Source organism: Mesorhizobium montanum (assembly GCF_033977145.1).
GTDB lineage: Bacteria > Pseudomonadota > Alphaproteobacteria > Rhizobiales > Rhizobiaceae > Mesorhizobium > Mesorhizobium montanum.
This window is the reverse complement of record NZ_JAVIJF010000001.1, coordinates 266,980-282,102: the sequence shown is the minus strand read 5'-3', so window position 1 is coordinate 282,102 and position 15,123 is coordinate 266,980. Positions and strand designations below refer to the sequence as shown.

The following is a 15,123-nucleotide window of genomic DNA, read 5'->3' as shown; positions in this document are numbered from 1 at the left end:
AGCATGATCTTTTCCAAAAACCGGTTTCCACTTTTTGGGATCATGCTCTGACAGCAACTGCCGGCTGGCTCCAGCGGGTGGCGAGCAGCCGGTAGGGAATCAGCGCCACCACGGCGATGGCCAGCTTCACCGAAAGATCGCCAAGCGCCCAGGACACCCAGCGCATCGTCTGGACCGGCAGCACGCCCATCAGCGGTGCCGTCTCCAGCGCGAAGCTGTCGTTGGGGCCGGCAAAGGCGAAGGCGGCCGAGAAGGCGACGCCGAAGAAAACCACCGTGTCGAACACCGAGCCGACCAGCGTGCCGATGATCGGCGCGCGCCACCAGCTCTGCCGGCGCAGCCGGTTGAAGACGGTGACGTCGAGCAGCTGCGCGGTCAGGAAGGCAGCACCAGAGGCAGCCGCGATGCGCACCAGCCGGTCGGCGGCGGTCTCGAACTCGATCAGGCCATGCCGGAACAGGAAGGGCGGGATCAGGATCGAGCAGATCACTGCCGTCATGAAGCCGACGAACACCACCTTGCGGGCAACGGCCGGGCCGTAGCGGCGGTTGGCGAGGTCGGTGACCAGGAAGGAGAAAGGATAGGTGAAGGCGCCCCAGGTGAGCAGATCCGCCAGCGACAGGCCGTGGATCTCGCCCTGCATCGGGAACTGCACGAGAATGTTCGAGGCCACGACGACAAGCGCCATGGCGGCCACGAAAGGCAGGTATCGCGTCAGGAAATTCATTTTTTTATCCTGGGTAATGGAACCAGCTGAGCGTCATGGACGCTCGCTCGTGTTTCGAGCGCCGGTTTGGGCCGGTGCTCTCGAGGCGGTCGTCCCCGCCTGAAGGTTTTAAGCCGCCGGCTGTTCGGCAAGCTTCTTGGCGATCTGCTTCTTGAGCAGACGAGCGCGCTGCGACAATTCCTTGGCGTCAGCCTTGGCCAGGAAGGCGTCGAGGCCGCCACGGTGCTCGACCGAACGCAGTGCGTTGGCCGAAATGCGCAGGCGAACATTCTGGTTCAGCGCTTCGGAAATCAGCGTCACATTGACCAGGTTCGGCAGGAAGCGACGCTTGGTCTTGTTGTTGGCGTGGCTCACATTGTTGCCGGTCTGGACTGCCTTGGCAGTGAGTTCGCAGGTGCGGGACATCTTGTCTAACCTTCAGTTTCTAAACCTGCCAAACCATTCTGCCCGCGCCGGGCGGCGCGCGGTCTCGGTCAGGCGGCCTTTGGAAAAGTTGGCGTTCCATAGTGGCATTTCACCACTGCGTCAAGCTCCGGCAAGCGGCCAGATGTCAGGCACGCTCCATATAAAGGCCGGATTTGATACTATAAGCCCTTCACGAAGGGATATGCCAGGCTGGACCCTCTGTGTTCCGGCCGAACCGCCAGGGATTCGCCAGCCGCCATGCTCCGTCCATCTCATGCACTCGCCGCCCTGTTTGTTCTCGCCATGCCGGCAACAGGCTTCGCCGCCGCGGCGCCGCGGTCCTTCAAGGGCGAGTATACGGTCTCGTATCTCGGCCTTTCGATCGCCAGGGCGACTTTCTCCAGCCGCTACGAAGGTGACAGCTATGCCATCAACGGCACTGTCTCCGCCGCCGGGCTCGGCAAGCTGTTCGACGACACGAAAGGCACGATTTCGTCGAAAGGCACCATTTCCGGCAAGCAGATGACGCCGCAAGTGTTCAGGGCCGACTATACGTCCGGCAAGAAGGCCTCGATGGTCGACATCCACTTCAACAACGGCGCGGTCGCCTCCACGCAAGTCATTCCCGCGCCAAGGAAGCGCGATCCGAAGAGCTGGGTGCCGCTCGGCGGCGCAGACCTGAAATCGGTGCTCGATCCGATGGCGGCAACCGTCATCCATGCCGACAGCCTGGACAAGGTCTGCGGACGCACGGTCAAATTCTATGATGGCGAGATGCGCGCCGACCTGACCTTGACCTATGCTTCCAAGGGTTCGATCTCGGTGCCGGGCTACAAGGGCGACACGGTGACCTGCAAGATGGGCTTCGAGCCGGTGGCAGGCTATCGCAAGGGCCGCAAGGCGCTGAATTTCCTGAAGAACAAGAGCCGCATGCTGGTGACGTTTGCACCGCTCGGCCAATCCGGCGTATATGCGCCGATCCGAGCCACGGTCGGGACCCAGATCGGTCCGCTGACCATAAGCGCGGGGCGATTCGAAGCGGTGAACTAACTCAGTTTTACGCAATTCCGGACGGAAGGCTACGGCGAAGCCGCCGAGCCCGACCGCCAGACACTTTTCCTGGAATTGCTCTAGGCGCCTCCGCGCGCCGCGGGGGGCAGATATGGGGCGCGCAACACTGATCGGGTTTTCGGCGGTCGCCATGTGGGCGCTGCTGGCGCTGCTCACCGACGCTTCCGGGCAGGTGCCGCCGTTCCTGTTGTCGGCCATCACGTTTGCGATCGGCACCTGCGTCGGGCTGGCCGCGCGGCTGGTGATGCCGGTCGCCGACAGGAGCCAGAAGATTCCTCGCCAAGTCTGGGTGATCGGCATAGCCGGGCTGTTCGGCTACCACTTCTTCTACTTCACGGCGCTGCGCAACGCGCCGGCGGTCGAGGCAAGCCTGATCGCCTATCTGTGGCCGCTGCTGATCGTGTTCGGCTCGGCGCTGATGCCGGGCGAGCGGCTTGCCTGGAACCATGTCGCCGGCGCGCTGCTCGGCCTTGCCGGCACCGTCCTGATCGTCACCAAGGGCGGCGGGCTGGCCTTCGATGCGCGTTACGCCTTCGGCTATGCGATGGCCGCCGTCTGCGCGCTTTTGTGGTCGTCCTATTCGCTGCTGTCACGACGTTTCCCCTCGGTGCCGACCTCGATCGTCACCTGGTTCTGCGCGGCGACATCGATGCTTTCGCTGGCCTGCCATCTGCTGCTTGAGAAGACGGTGCTGCCGGACGGTCTTGGACAGTGGCTGGCCGTCATCGGGCTCGGCCTGATGCCGGTGGGCGCGGCCTTCTACGCCTGGGACATCGGCGTCAAGCGCGGCAACATCCAGGTGCTGGGCGCCGCGAGCTATGCCGCGCCGCTTCTGTCGACGCTGGTGCTGATCGCCGCCGGCGTCGCCGAACCCTCTTTGCGCATTCTCGCCGCCTGCGTGCTCATCACCGGGGGCGCCGCGCTGGCGGCGAAGTCGCTGCTGATGCGCAAGCCGGCGGCCAAAGAGGTGAACGCATGATGCCGTTCCCCGGCGGCATCGAGGCCAACGCCAACGCGACGCTCTTGTTTTCGTTCGTTGCGGCCGTGATCTACGCCTTTGCGCTCGACATGCCGCCGAAGCTGACGCGAACGGCGGCAAAGACGCTTGCCGTGGCTTTGCTGGCCGTGCTTGCGGCGATGCAGGGCGGTCCGCTGCTGCTTGTCGTGGCGCTGGGCTTAAGCGCCATCGGCGACGCCTTTCTGTCGCGCGATGGCGAAAAGGCTTTTCTCGGCGGGCTGGCGAGCTTTCTAGCCGCCCACATCGTCTATGTCGCGCTATTTGTGCGGGCAGGCGGCGGGCTCGAATTGTTGAGCGCCGAAACCTGGCGGGGTGCGATCGCCCTGGCCATGGCGGCATTCAGCGTCGTCATGCTTGCCGCGCTCTGGCGCCGCGTCGGCCCGCAGCTGCGCATTCCGATCGCCGTCTATGTCGCGGCGATCCTCGCCATGGGCATTTCGGCGCTCATCGCCAGCAATGCCTGGGTGATCGCCGGCGCGGTGCTGTTCATCGCCTCGGACGGGGTGCTGGCGGCCGAGCGCTTCCTGCTCGCGGCGATCTCGCCGCATCGCGTGTGGATGCGCTATGCGGTCTGGGTGCTCTATTACGCCGCCCAACTGGCGATCACCTTAGGCTTCCTGTTGCGCTAACGTTCTCGGGTTGCCAGCCCGGCTCGGCTAGCTCGAAGGCGGCGAAGTCGAAGCCCGGCGCCACGGTGCAACCGACCAGCGTCCATTCGCCGAGGCTGCGCGCCGACTGCCACCAGCCGGCCGGCACGACGATCTGCGGCCGCTCGCCCGCGGCAAGGGCTATGCCCAGCACCTGCTCGATGACGCCGCCTGCGCCTTCCTCATGCATCGACAGCGCCAGCGGCGCGCCGGCATGGAAGTGCCAGACCTCGGCCGCGTCCTTCACCCGATGCCAGGCCGAAAGCTGGCCTTGCTCGAGCAGGAAGTAGATCGCGGTCGAATGACCGCGTGAGCCGCCCGCGGCGTCGCGAAACGTCTCGGCATACCAGCCGCCCTCGGGATGCGGCTGAAGGCCTAGCGTGGCGATGATCTCGGCGGCGCTGGTCATTGGCGGTCTTTGCTGCGCATCTTTTGGGGCGGCATGCGTTGGAATTAGAAATTGTCCTTGCGCTTGCGGATTTCGGCAAACACCTCGGCGTCCGAAGCCTTCTCCATGCCGAGATGCTTTCGGATCGTCGGGTCGTGCCAGCGCAGGAACGGATTGGTCGACAATTCCTCGCCGATGGTCGTCGGCAGCGTCGGCTTGTTGTCGGCGCGCAGCGCTTCGATCCTTGCCGCGCGTTGCTTCAGGGCCGGGTTGCCCGGGTCGACCGTCACCGCGAAGCGGGCATTGGCCAAAGTGTATTCGTGGCCGCAATAGATGACGGTTTGCGCCGGCAGCGCCGCCAGCTTCTTCAACGATTCATACATCACCGGCGGCTTGCATTCGAACAGGCGGCCGCAACCCAGCGCAAACAGCGTGTCGGCGGTAAAGGCCACCTTCGAGGCCGGCAGATGGTAGGAGACGTGTCCGGCGGTATGGCCGGGCGTCTCGATGACGTCGATCCTTTCCTCGCCGAGGCGCACGACAGAGCCTTGCTTCACCGTCTCGTCGATGCCGGGAATCTTTGCCTTCTCGGCTTCCGGGCCGACGATGCGCAGCTTGAAGCGTTCCTTCAGCGCCAGATTGGCTTCGACATGGTCGGCATGGTGGTGCGTGGTGAGGATCAATGTCGGCGCCCAGCCGGTGCGCTTGATCGCCGCCAGGATCGGCGCCTCTTCCGGCGCGTCGATGATCGCCGTCTGCCCGCTTACGGGGTCATGCACGAGGACGCCGAAATTGTCGGTGCGGCATATGAACTGCTCGATTTCGACGGCCATCGGCATCTTTCTCCGTTATCGCCGCAGACATAGGGCGGCGGGCCGCCGATGTCATCCGAGTTTGTTGAACTTGGCGCCTTTGTTGAACTTGGCATGCTTCGCGGCTACCGTCCGGCGCATGCATTCGGATATCGTCGATCTGCGCTCCTTCTATTCGACCACGCTCGGGCGTCTGGCCGAACATTCGATCACCATGGCGCTGTCGTCCATATGGGCGACCGTGCCCAACGAGCGGCTGGTCGGCCTCGGCTATACGCTGCCATGGCTGGAACGCTTCGGCGCCGATGCCGAGCGCGTCTTTGCCTTCATGCCGGCGACGCAGGGCGCCGTGGTGTGGCCGGCGTCGGGACCGACGGCGACGGCGCTGGTCTTCGACGAGGAACTGCCGCTGGTCGATTCCTGCATCGACCGCGTGCTCCTCGTGCATTCGCTCGAACATGCCGAAAACCCGCGCGAGACGCTGAACGAGATCTGGCGCGTGCTGTCGCCGGCGGGCCGTGTCGTCATCGTCGTGCCCAACCGGCGCGGCGTCTGGGCGCGGTTCGAGCACACTCCCTTCGGCAACGGCCGGCCGTTCTCGCGCGGCCAGCTTACAGAGTTGCTGCGCGAGGCGAATTTCACCCCAGCGACATGGAGCGATGCGCTGTTCTTCCCGCCGTCGCCGCGGCGTTTCATGATGCGGTTCCACAATGTTCTGGAGCGGGCCGGCCGACGGTTCTGGCCGATCTTTTCCGGCGTCATCGTCGTCGAGGCGCAGAAGCGCCTCTACCAGGGCGTGCCGGTCGCGCAGCGTGCCTCGCGCCGCGTCTTCGTGCCGGTCTTCTCGCCGCAGGGCGCGACACGGCTTGGCCGGCGGGCGGCCGATGCCGCGCCCGGCCAAGTGACGCGTTCGTGATCGCGACCGCGCCTTGCATCGCGCAGCGATCGTCACCCTATCTGAGGAATGCCCGCCCGACGCGGTACTCATGACCGCTGCGGAAATCAGGAATATCCTTTATGGACGACCAGACCGATAAAACGCCGGGTCCGCAAAAGGCCACCGTCTCGGTCGAGGCCAGTAGCCTCGCCGATCAGGTGGCGACGATCAAGCTGGGGCTGAGGTCCTCGCCGGTGCGCGGGCAGCTTGCCTCGGTCTCGATCGGCATTGTCGCGGTTATCGTCGCAACCTCGATCGGACAGGTTCTGCTGAACCGCTGGAACCAGCCTTTCTACGATGCGCTGGCGCGGCGCGACATGGCTGACTTCCTGCACCAGCTTTTGGTTTTTGCGGCCATCGCCGGTGGACTTCTGGTGCTCAATATCGGCCAGACCTGGCTTAACCAGATGATTCGCTTGAGGTTGCGCGAGGCGCTGACGCTGGACCTGATCGATCAGTGGATGCGTTCGGCACGGGCCTTTCGGCTGGCCAATGCCGGCGCCATCGGCGTCAATCCCGACCAGCGCATGCAGCAGGATGCCGCACATCTGTCGGATTTGTCGACGGACCTCGGCGTCGGCCTGCTGCAGTCATTCATCCTGCTCGTCTCCTTTATCGGCGTGCTGTGGGAGTTGTCTTCCGGCTTCGTATTCCACTTCGGCGAGTGGTCCCTGGCGATACCCGGCTACATGGTCTGGGCCGCCTTCCTCTATGCCGGCACAGCCTCCTGGCTGAGCTGGCTGGTCGGGCGCCCGCTGATCAGCCTCAACAGCGAGCGCTATACCCGTGAAGCGGAGTTGCGCTCCTCCATGGTGCGGGTCAACGAGAACGTCGATGCCATAGCGCTCTACCACGGCGAGCCCGATGCCAGGCGCCGGCTCGAACTTGACCTCGGCACGGTGCTGGGCGCCATGCGGCGCATCTATATCGCGCAGATCAACCTGTCCTGGGTGACCGACACCTATGGCTGGATAACGGTGGTGGCGCCCATCCTGGTGGCTTCGCCGGTTTATTTCTCAGGCGACATCAGCTTCGGCGGGTTGATGATGGCGGTCGGCGCCTTCAACCAGGTTCATTCGTCGTTGCGCTGGTTCATCAACAACATCGGCAGCATCGCCGACTGGCGCGCGACGCTGATGCGCGTGGCGGATTTCCGCATCGCGCTGGAAGAAACGGATGTGCTGCACGACACGGAAAAGCGCATCGAGTTCAGGGAAAACGCCAATGGCAGCCTGACGTTCGAAAAACTCCAGGTGTCCTCGCCGGAGGGCTGTACCAAGCTGGCAGACCCGCATGTCGAAATCCATGCCGGCGAGCGCGTCATGATCACCGGCGAGCCGGGCGCCGGCAAGACATTGTTCTTTCGCGCCATTGCCGGCCTGTGGCCATGGGGGAGCGGCCGGATCGGCCTGCCGGCCGGCGAGACCCCGATCTTCGTGCCGCGCGTGCCGTATTTCCCGGCCGGCACCCTGCGCGAGGTCCTCGATCATCCGAACGGATCCGCGCCGGTGAGCGATGCCGAAATTTCGGCGGTGCTTGCCGAGGTTGGCCTCGAACGGCTGTCATCGTCGCTCGACCGCAACGGGCGCTGGGAGCGTGAGCTGGGCGATGATGAGCAACGCGCGCTCGCTTTCGCCCGGATCGCCGTGCGGAAGCCAAAATGGGTGATTATCGACGAAGCCCTGGACGCGTTCGACGGCCCGTCGCTGCGACGGGTGCTGGCGATGCTGCAGGCTCGGCTGCCCGACGCCGCCATCCTCAACATCGGGCGCGGCCTGCACAACAGCCAGTTCTTCCCGCGCGCGCTGAGTATCGTGAAGGATATCGGCGCGCCGGCGTTGAAGCCGGCCCGTGTCCGCGCCGGCGCGATCGAGCCGCCACCCACCACGGCTCGCGTCAAGAAGAAATAGCTTTATTTTCGCCGCGATCGCCGGGAAGATTTGCCGGGTCGTTCGAGGCTGCCATGCTTGCGATGTTCGGTCTGCTTGCCTGCCTTGCCTGCGCCGAGGCGGCGCCGCTGCCCGCACCAGGCGACGGTGCGCCGGCGGATGTGGAACTCGTGCTTGCCGTCGACATCTCGCAGTCGATGGATGAGCACGAACTCACCCTGCAGCGTGCCGGCTATGTCGAAGCACTGCGCCATCCCGACTTCATCAACGCCGTGCGCTCGGGTTCAAATGGCCGCATCGCGCTCGCCTATTTCGAATGGGCAGGTGTCGTGCGCGACGACGGGGTCATTGCTTGGCAGATCATCGATGGCGAGGACAGCGCCAACGCTTTCGCCGACAGAATAGCCGCGCGGCCGTTCCGCAGCTTCCGCGGGACCTCGATTTCAGGCGCCATCGGCTTCGGCGCCGGTCTTCTGGAAAGAACCGGCTTTTCGGCGCCGCGCCGCGTCATCGACATTTCGGGCGACGGGCCCAACAATACCGGGCTGCCCGTCGCTGCAATGCGCGATGACGCCGTCGCCAAGGGTGTCGTCATCAACGGCCTGCCTATACTCATCAGCCCGTCGCCGAGCGTCAGCCGTCTCGACCGCTACTACGCCGACTGCGTGACCGGAGGAGCCGGTTCCTTCGTGCTGCCGATCTACGCGGCATCCGAATTCTCGACCGCCATCCGCCGCAAACTGATCCAGGAGGTGAGCGGCCTCACCGACGCCAGATACATCCGCGTCGATGATGCGGCGCCCGTCGATTGTCTGCTCGGCGAGCGCCTTCGGCAGCGGTTTTCCGATCCATATTTTCCGGAGCTCGACAGATAGCGGCCTTGCGGCTCTCTCTAGACAGCCCGGGCGCCGTATTTGGCACGGAACTCGTCGTAGCAGTCGCGACGCCAGCGACGGCCGACGACATAGCCGCGCACCAGTTCGGTAGGCGAGTAGCCGAGCGATTTGGACGACCGGTTGGCATGGTAGCCCGAAAAAGCCTGTGGCAACCTGCCCTTGAGGATATCGGCGATGATCTGCCGCGCAATCATATAAGGCGGAACGTCGGGATAGCGGTCGGCGATATAGGGATGCTTGTCGATCAGATTGGCATAGGCCTGGACATAGCCGTCGCGGCGGCCGGAGATCGAATTCTCCGAATTGTACTTCTTCCAATCGATGTCGTCAGACAGCAAGGCGCCGCTGCGCTGGGCAAAGCGCAGCAGCAATTCGCGGTCCTGCATGCGCGCCACGTCGCTGTCGTAACCGCCGATCGCGAGCAGCGATCCGAGCCGGGCCGTGATTGCCGAGCCGGCAATGAAGATGGTCTGCGAAACCAGGGCACGCTGCAGCGTGCTCTTGTCGAGAAAGGCGTTGCGATTGATGCATTTGGTGCTGCGGCTGCCCTTCACCGACAGGAAGGAGCTGATCAGCACCTCGAGCGAAGGGTTCTCGTCGAAGCGCGCCAGCGTCCGCTCCAGCCGGTCCGGCAGATAGACATCGTCCGAATCGAGGAACGTCACAACCGGCGCACGCGCGCGCTCTATGCCCGCGTTGCGCGCGGCATTGGCGCCACGCCATTTGGCGCCGACATAGATCAGCCTTGGGTCGCGGATTTCGGCAAGCGCGGCGGCCGTCCCGTCCGTCGAACCGTCGTCGACCACAATGTGTTCAAAGCGGGTAAATGTCTGCGCCAGGACGCTTTCCACCGCGCGCACGACCTGGCTGCGCCGGTTGTGCGTCGGCGTAATCACTGTAATCAGCGGGCCGTCTTCGCTCGACATAGGGCTGCCGCTACCGGTCGGTCCTGGTGTTTTCCGGATGGGTCTGATCGCTATCTTCGTATCCCGCCTTTTGATTTGCGGATGACGCTACAAAAAAGCCATCTTTCTGTCACGCCGCAACCTGCAAGAAATGCCGGAATTGGCGGCTTTTCCGCAGCTTTGCGGTTTGATGGCAACACAATTGGCTTGTGGGTGGTGCGACAGTCCGCTTCGCCATGGCCAAGGGGCATACCCAGTCCCGATGACGTCCAAGGTAATCGACTGGACTACCTGGCTTTCGCATTGTGACGCCACGAGACCGGCCATCGGCTTCGGTCCATAAAGGAGCAGAATCATGACCGCTTACGCCGTTGCCCATATGCGCCAAGTCACGCCAGGCCCCTGGATGGTCGAGTATCTCGAGAAGATAGACGCCACGCTGGCGCCGTTCGGCGGGCGCTTCATCGTCCATGGCGGCGAGGTCGAGGTCCTGGAAAACGACTGGCCCGGCCACCTGATCGCCATTGAATTCCCCGACAGGCAGCATGCGCGGGACTGGTACCGGTCGCCCGCGTATCAACGGATACTCGAGTTGCGCACCGATAACTCTGAATCCGACGTTATCTTCGTTGACGGCGTAGAGCATCCGCACAAGGCTACTGATGTGCCTGGCTGAAGGAGGCGGGAGGATGCGGACGATTCGTGGCGATCTGCTGCAGTTTGCGCTCGAAGGAGAATTCGATGCGATCGTGCATGGCTGCAATTGCCAATGCCAGATGGGCAAAGGCATTGCTCTCGCGATCAAGCAGAAATTTCCTGAGGCCTACGCTGCCGATCTCGCAACCGCCAAAGGCGACAGCTCAAAGTTGGGAACCATATCAGTCGCAGAGATTCGGCGAGAGGATAGGGCTTTCCATGTCGTCAACGGCTATACCCAGTTTCACTGGCGTGGCCCAGGCGTGAAAGCCGACTACGAGGCCATCCGCAAAGTGATGAAGGCGGTTAGAACTGGATTTTCCGGCCAGCGCATCGGCTATCCAAGAATAGGCGCTGGCCTGGCTGGAGGGGACTGGTCAGTCATCGCCTCGATCATTGATCAGGAACTAGCCGGCGAGAACCATGCGCTCGTCGAGTACGCTTCGTAAGGCTTAGGCCCTCTTCAACAAAAACACCGCCTGCTGGCCGAAGAAATTCCAGAACCACCAGGGCATCGACAGGCCAATCTTCTGGCCGTTGGCGTCGAGCGCGGTCGCCTTCTCGACGGTCGCGCCGAGCTCGTCGCACAGGTTGACGAAGTCGCGGATGGTGCAGAAGTGGATGTTGGGCGTGTCGTACCAGGAATAGGGAAGGTCCTTGGTGACCGGCATCCTGCCCTTGACCAGCAAGGAAAAGCGCACGCGCCAATGACCGAAATTGGGGAAGGAGACGATGGCGCGGTTGCCGATCCTGAGCAGCTGATCGAGCACGACCTTCGGGTTGCGCGTCGCTTGCAGGGTCTGCGACAGGACGACAAAGTCGAAACCCTTGTCGGCGTAGAATTCAAGATCGGTGTCGGCGTCGCCCTGGATAACCGAAAGGCCGCGCGCCACGCATTCGTTGACGCCGCGCTGCGACAGTTCCAGGCCGCGGCCGTCGACCTGCTTGGTCTCCTGCAAAAGCTCCAGAAGCACGCCGTCGCCCGAGCCGACGTCGAGCACGCGCGAATTGGCCGGTATGAGATCGGTGACGACCTCGAGGTCGACACGCTGGGCGCGATTGACGCTCATGGCTTCGCCTCCTGCCTGGCCCATGATCCCGGTCCGACAAATCTGCAACTTTTTGCGTTCGCTGACCTTCGGTTCGGGGTCATGCGCCGAGGCCTCTCGCGCGTGCGGCGGAGGCGATGAAGCCGTTGATGGCCGCGAACAGTTCCGGCTCGTCGAGCAGGAAGGCGTCGTGGCCGCGATCGGTCGCGATCTCGACGAAGGAGACGGAAGCGCCCGCCGCGTTCAAGGCGTGCACGATCGAGCGGCTCTCCTCGGTCGGAAACAGCCAATCGCTGGTGAAGGAAACGAGACAGAAACGCGTCTTGGTGCCGGCGAAAGCATCGGCCAATCGTCCGCCGTGATCGGCGGCAAGGTCGAAATAGTCCATCGCGCGGGTCAGATAGAGGTATGAGTTCGCGTCGAAGCGGTCGACGAAGGTCATGCCCTGATGGCGCAGATAGCTTTCGATCTGGAAATCGGCATCGAAGCCGAAGGTCAGCGCCTCGCGGTCCTGCAGATTGCGGCCGAACTTGCGGTGGAGCGCGGCTTCCGAAAGATAGGTGATGTGGGCGGCCATGCGCGCGACGGCCAGCCCTTTTTCCGGACGTCTGCCGAAATCGAGATATTTGCCGCCATGCCATTCCGGATCGGCCATGACGGCCTGCCGCCCAACCTCGTGGAAGGCGATGTTCTGCGAGGAATGGCGGGCGCCGGTAGCGATCGGCAGAACGCAGAACACGCGCTCCGAATGACTGGCCGCCCATTCCAGCACCTGCATGCCGCCCATCGAGCCGCCAAGCACGCAAAACAGCTTTTCGATGCCGAAATGGTCGACCAGCATCGCCTGCGCGCGCACCATGTCGCGGATGGTGATGATCGGCAGGTCGAGCCCGTAAGGCTTGCCGGTCGCCGGATTGGTCGAGGCCGGGCCGGTCGAGCCGAGGCAGCCGCCGACGACGTTGGAGCAGATGACGAAGAAGCGGTTGGTGTCGATGATCTTGCCGGGGCCGATGAGCACCTCCCACCAGCCCGGCTTGCCGGTCACGGGATTGGCGTTGGCGACGTGCTGGTCGCCGGTCAGCGCGTGGCAGACGAGGATGGCGTTGGAGCGCGCGTCGTTCAGCGTGCCGTAGGTCTGGTAGGCGATCTGGAAAGGCGCAAGCAAGGTGCCGGCGTCGAGCTTCAGCGGCTTGTCGGGGCCGAACTGCAGCACCGGGCTCGACGGATGGTCGGCCTCGTCCTTGGTTCTTGCAGCGCGCTGAGCGGCCATGGCAGTCCTCATCCTGTCCCGCATCGGTCTCGTCCCGGTGCGGTGTCCGGCCGGCCGCGGACAACAAAAAACCGGCTTGCCGTCGCAAAGCCGGTTACAGGTTGCAAACGGCCCTTTAGCGAGTTGTTTAACGTGGCTGCAAGCCGACCGGCCAAATCACCACGGAAGTCTGGCAGTTCTTCTAGGGCCAGCGCCGCTGTTCGTCAACGGGTAGCCTTCTTGCGGGTGGACGCGGGTGCGCCGGCACTCGACATTCCGGGCCATGGCCTGTATTTCCGCTGCGGCCTTGAAGGCCTTTCGACGGATTTGTGACATGAAGCAGGATCAGCCCCGTCCGACGCCCCGCGCGGGCATCATGGACATCGAGGCCTATGTGCCGGGAAAAAGCACCGCACCGGCCGGCGTGACGAAAGTCTACAAACTGTCGTCGAACGAAAATCCGCTCGGACCCTCGCCGAAGGCAATCGAGGCCGCGCGCGAAGTGGCGGCAAAGCTGGATGTTTATCCGGATGGCTCCGCCCGCCGGCTGCGCGAGGCGATCGCCGAGGTGCATGGGCTCAACCCGGCAAACATCATCTGCTCCAACGGCTCCGACGAGATACTGGGGCTCCTGGCGCAGACTTATCTCGCGCCGGGCGACGAGGCCGTGTTCACCGAGCACGCCTTCATGGTCTACAAGATCTACATCCAGGCGGCCGGCGCCAAGCCTGTGGCGGTCAAGGAAACCGACGAGCGCGCCGACATCGACGCGATCCTCGCCGCGGTCACGCCGGCGACGCGGATCGTGTTCCTCGCCAATCCCAACAATCCGACCGGCACCTATGTGCCCTTCCAGGAAGTGCGCCGGCTGCATGCGGCCCTGCCGAAGAACGTGCTTCTGGTGCTCGACGCGGCCTATGCCGAATATGTGCGGCGCAACGACTATGAAGCCGGCATCGAGCTGGCGGGCAGTTCCGAAAACGTGGTGATGACCCGCACCTTCTCCAAGCTCGGCCTTGGCGGCGCGCGCGTCGGCTGGATGTATGGGCCGGCGCATATCGTCGACGCGATCAACCGCGTGCGCGGCCCCTTCAACGTCAATGCGACCGCGATCGAGGCCGGCATCGCCGCGATCCGCGACCGCGCCCATATCGAGCGCAGCGTTGCGCATAACGAGCGCTGGCTGGCCTGGCTCAGCACGGAGCTGACTGGGCTCGGCCTGCGCGTCACGCCCAGCGTCGGCAATTTCGTGCTGATTCACTTCCCCGACGCCAAAAAGCACTCGGCGGCGGCCGCGGAGGATTACCTCAGCCAGCGCGGCTATATCCTGCGCCGCGTCGCTGGCTACGGCTTTCCCAATGCGCTGCGCATGAGCATCGGCACAGAAGAGGCCAATCGCGGCGTCATCGATGCGCTGACGAGTTTCCTGAAAAGCTAAGCACCATGGCATCACCGATGTTCGAGAAAATTGCGCTGGTCGGCATCGGCCTGATCGGCTCGTCGCTTGCCCGAGTGATCCGCCGCGAGGGCCTGGCGCGCCATATTGCCATTGCGACGCGCAGCGCATCGACGCTCAAGCGCGCCGAGGCGCTCGGCCTCGGCGATACCTACAGCACCGATGCCAGCGACGCCGTGCGCGGCGCCGACCTCGTCATCGTCTCGGTGCCGGTAGGCTCGTCCGGCGAGGTCGCGGCCGAGATCGCGCCGGCGCTGAAGAAGGGCGCCATCCTCACCGATGTCGGCTCGACCAAAGCCTCGGTGATCGCGCAGATGCAACCGCATGTGCCGAAGGGCGTGCACTTCATCCCCGGACATCCGCTGGCGGGCACGGAGAAATCCGGTCCTGACGCCGGCTTCGCCGATCTCTTTGAGAATCGCTGGTGCATCTTCACGCCGCTGCCCGGCACCGATCCCGCGGTACTCGAGAAGCTTTCGGAATTCTGGCGGCGCTGCGGTTCCAACATCGATACGATGGACCCGCAGCATCACGACATGACCTTGGCCATCGTTTCGCATCTGCCGCATATCATCGCCTACAACATCGTCGGCACGGCGGACGACCTGGAAGCGGTGACCAAGAGCGAAGTCATCAAATACTCCGCTTCCGGTTTCCGCGACTTTACCCGTCTTGCCGCCTCCGACCCGACCATGTGGCGGGACGTGTGCCTGCACAACAAGGACGCGATCCTGGAGATGCTGGCGCGTTTTTCGGAAGATCTTGCTTCGCTGCAGCGAGCGATCCGCTGGGGCGACGGTGAAAAGCTGTTCGATCTCTTCACCCGTACGCGCGCCGTCCGCCGCTCGATCATCGAGGCCGGCCAGGACATCGACGTGCCAGATTTCGGCCGGCAGGCGGTCGAGCATCCGGGAGCCAAGCCCTAGGCTTCCGCACCGGATTTTGACCGATCGGCTATGTCTGCGGCGAGAGGTGGTA

The 15,123-nt window shown here is 63.9% G+C and carries 17 protein-coding genes and 1 riboswitch; of the genes, 10 read left to right on the top strand and 7 right to left on the bottom strand.

Features of this window, described 5'->3' with window-relative positions:
* Nucleotides 1–40 precede the first annotated feature (40 nt).
* Nucleotides 41–727: a queuosine precursor transporter gene (locus RFM68_RS01340; RefSeq protein WP_320230845.1), complete on the bottom strand. Its 687-nt coding sequence runs from the start codon at nucleotides 725–727 to the stop codon at nucleotides 41–43.
* A gap of 108 nt (nucleotides 728–835) precedes the next feature.
* Entirely contained in the window at nucleotides 836–1,132 is a 297-nt protein-coding gene (rpmB, locus tag RFM68_RS01335; RefSeq protein ID WP_140784042.1) for a 50S ribosomal protein L28, read from the bottom strand.
* 258 nt (nucleotides 1,133–1,390) lie between these two features.
* On the opposite strand from rpmB, the gene RFM68_RS01330 reads away from it, so the two are divergent.
* The 3 genes from RFM68_RS01330 to RFM68_RS01320 all read left to right on the top strand — a co-directional run bounded on the left by RFM68_RS01330 (nucleotide 1,391) and on the right by RFM68_RS01320 (nucleotide 3,850).
* A complete protein-coding gene (locus RFM68_RS01330; protein ID WP_320230844.1) occupies nucleotides 1,391–2,182 on the top strand; it encodes a DUF3108 domain-containing protein in 792 nt (263 codons plus the stop codon).
* Between the two features lie 112 nt (nucleotides 2,183–2,294).
* Nucleotides 2,295–3,182 (top strand): aromatic amino acid exporter YddG, encoded by an 888-nt coding sequence (gene yddG / locus RFM68_RS01325; protein WP_320230843.1) that lies wholly within the window; start codon nucleotides 2,295–2,297, stop codon nucleotides 3,180–3,182.
* On the top strand, nucleotides 3,179–3,850 hold the full coding sequence (locus RFM68_RS01320; RefSeq protein ID WP_320230842.1) for a lysoplasmalogenase: 672 nt from the start codon (nucleotides 3,179–3,181) through the stop codon (nucleotides 3,848–3,850). Before yddG ends, RFM68_RS01320 begins: the two co-directional genes overlap by 4 nt.
* On the opposite strand, the gene RFM68_RS01315 is transcribed toward RFM68_RS01320, so the two are convergent.
* Both RFM68_RS01315 and gloB read right to left on the bottom strand, forming a co-directional pair.
* Nucleotides 3,825–4,277 carry a cupin domain-containing protein gene (locus RFM68_RS01315; RefSeq protein ID WP_320230841.1) on the bottom strand — a complete coding sequence of 151 codons (453 nt, stop codon included), beginning with the start codon at nucleotides 4,275–4,277 and terminating at the stop codon, nucleotides 3,825–3,827. The two genes, RFM68_RS01320 and RFM68_RS01315, sit on opposite strands and share 26 nt — an antisense overlap.
* A gap of 44 nt (nucleotides 4,278–4,321) precedes the next feature.
* On the bottom strand, nucleotides 4,322–5,089 hold the full coding sequence (gloB, locus tag RFM68_RS01310) for a hydroxyacylglutathione hydrolase (RefSeq protein WP_320230840.1): 768 nt from the start codon (nucleotides 5,087–5,089) through the stop codon (nucleotides 4,322–4,324).
* A gap of 118 nt (nucleotides 5,090–5,207) precedes the next feature.
* Here gloB and RFM68_RS01305 point away from each other — a divergent pair, with 118 nt between their 5' ends.
* The 3 genes from RFM68_RS01305 (at nucleotide 5,208) to RFM68_RS01295 (ending at nucleotide 8,769) form a co-directional block, all read left to right on the top strand.
* The gene (locus RFM68_RS01305; RefSeq protein WP_320230839.1) at nucleotides 5,208–5,984 is read left to right on the top strand and encodes a class I SAM-dependent methyltransferase; all 777 of its coding nucleotides are present in this window, start codon (nucleotides 5,208–5,210) and stop codon (nucleotides 5,982–5,984) included.
* A 101-nt stretch (nucleotides 5,985–6,085) separates the two neighbouring features.
* A complete protein-coding gene (locus tag RFM68_RS01300) occupies nucleotides 6,086–7,915 on the top strand; it encodes an ABC transporter ATP-binding protein/permease (protein ID WP_320230838.1) in 1,830 nt (609 codons plus the stop codon).
* A gap of 53 nt (nucleotides 7,916–7,968) precedes the next feature.
* Nucleotides 7,969–8,769 carry a DUF1194 domain-containing protein gene (locus RFM68_RS01295; RefSeq protein ID WP_320230837.1) on the top strand — a complete coding sequence of 267 codons (801 nt, stop codon included), beginning with the start codon at nucleotides 7,969–7,971 and terminating at the stop codon, nucleotides 8,767–8,769.
* Between the two features lie 17 nt (nucleotides 8,770–8,786).
* On the opposite strand, the gene RFM68_RS01290 is transcribed toward RFM68_RS01295, so the two are convergent.
* Nucleotides 8,787–9,716 carry a glycosyltransferase family 2 protein gene (locus tag RFM68_RS01290; RefSeq protein WP_320230836.1) on the bottom strand — a complete coding sequence of 310 codons (930 nt, stop codon included), beginning with the start codon at nucleotides 9,714–9,716 and terminating at the stop codon, nucleotides 8,787–8,789.
* A gap of 334 nt (nucleotides 9,717–10,050) precedes the next feature.
* Between RFM68_RS01290 and RFM68_RS01285 the strand changes: the two genes are divergently transcribed.
* Together RFM68_RS01285 and RFM68_RS01280 are read left to right on the top strand one after the other, a co-directional pair.
* The gene (locus tag RFM68_RS01285) at nucleotides 10,051–10,371 is read left to right on the top strand and encodes a DUF1330 domain-containing protein (protein WP_320230835.1); all 321 of its coding nucleotides are present in this window, start codon (nucleotides 10,051–10,053) and stop codon (nucleotides 10,369–10,371) included.
* Nucleotides 10,372–10,384: 13 nt separating this feature from the next.
* Nucleotides 10,385–10,840 carry a macro domain-containing protein gene (locus RFM68_RS01280; RefSeq protein ID WP_320230834.1) on the top strand — a complete coding sequence of 152 codons (456 nt, stop codon included), beginning with the start codon at nucleotides 10,385–10,387 and terminating at the stop codon, nucleotides 10,838–10,840.
* 3 nt (nucleotides 10,841–10,843) lie between these two features.
* On the opposite strand, the gene metW is transcribed toward RFM68_RS01280, so the two are convergent.
* Entirely contained in the window at nucleotides 10,844–11,461 is a 618-nt protein-coding gene (metW, locus tag RFM68_RS01275; protein ID WP_320230833.1) for a methionine biosynthesis protein MetW, read from the bottom strand.
* A 79-nt stretch (nucleotides 11,462–11,540) separates the two neighbouring features.
* The gene (gene metX, locus RFM68_RS01270; protein ID WP_320230832.1) at nucleotides 11,541–12,710 is read right to left on the bottom strand and encodes a homoserine O-acetyltransferase MetX; all 1,170 of its coding nucleotides are present in this window, start codon (nucleotides 12,708–12,710) and stop codon (nucleotides 11,541–11,543) included.
* 95 nt (nucleotides 12,711–12,805) lie between these two features.
* Nucleotides 12,806–12,883: riboswitch (SAM riboswitch) on the bottom strand.
* 131 nt (nucleotides 12,884–13,014) lie between these two features.
* Between metX and hisC the strand changes: the two genes are divergently transcribed.
* Together hisC and RFM68_RS01260 are read left to right on the top strand one after the other, a co-directional pair.
* Nucleotides 13,015–14,127, top strand: coding sequence for a histidinol-phosphate transaminase (hisC, locus tag RFM68_RS01265; RefSeq protein WP_502572764.1), 1,113 nt, complete (start codon nucleotides 13,015–13,017; stop codon nucleotides 14,125–14,127).
* Nucleotides 14,128–14,132: 5 nt separating this feature from the next.
* On the top strand, nucleotides 14,133–15,071 hold the full coding sequence (locus RFM68_RS01260; RefSeq protein WP_320230830.1) for a prephenate/arogenate dehydrogenase family protein: 939 nt from the start codon (nucleotides 14,133–14,135) through the stop codon (nucleotides 15,069–15,071).
* The last annotated feature ends 52 nt before the right edge of the window (nucleotides 15,072–15,123 follow it).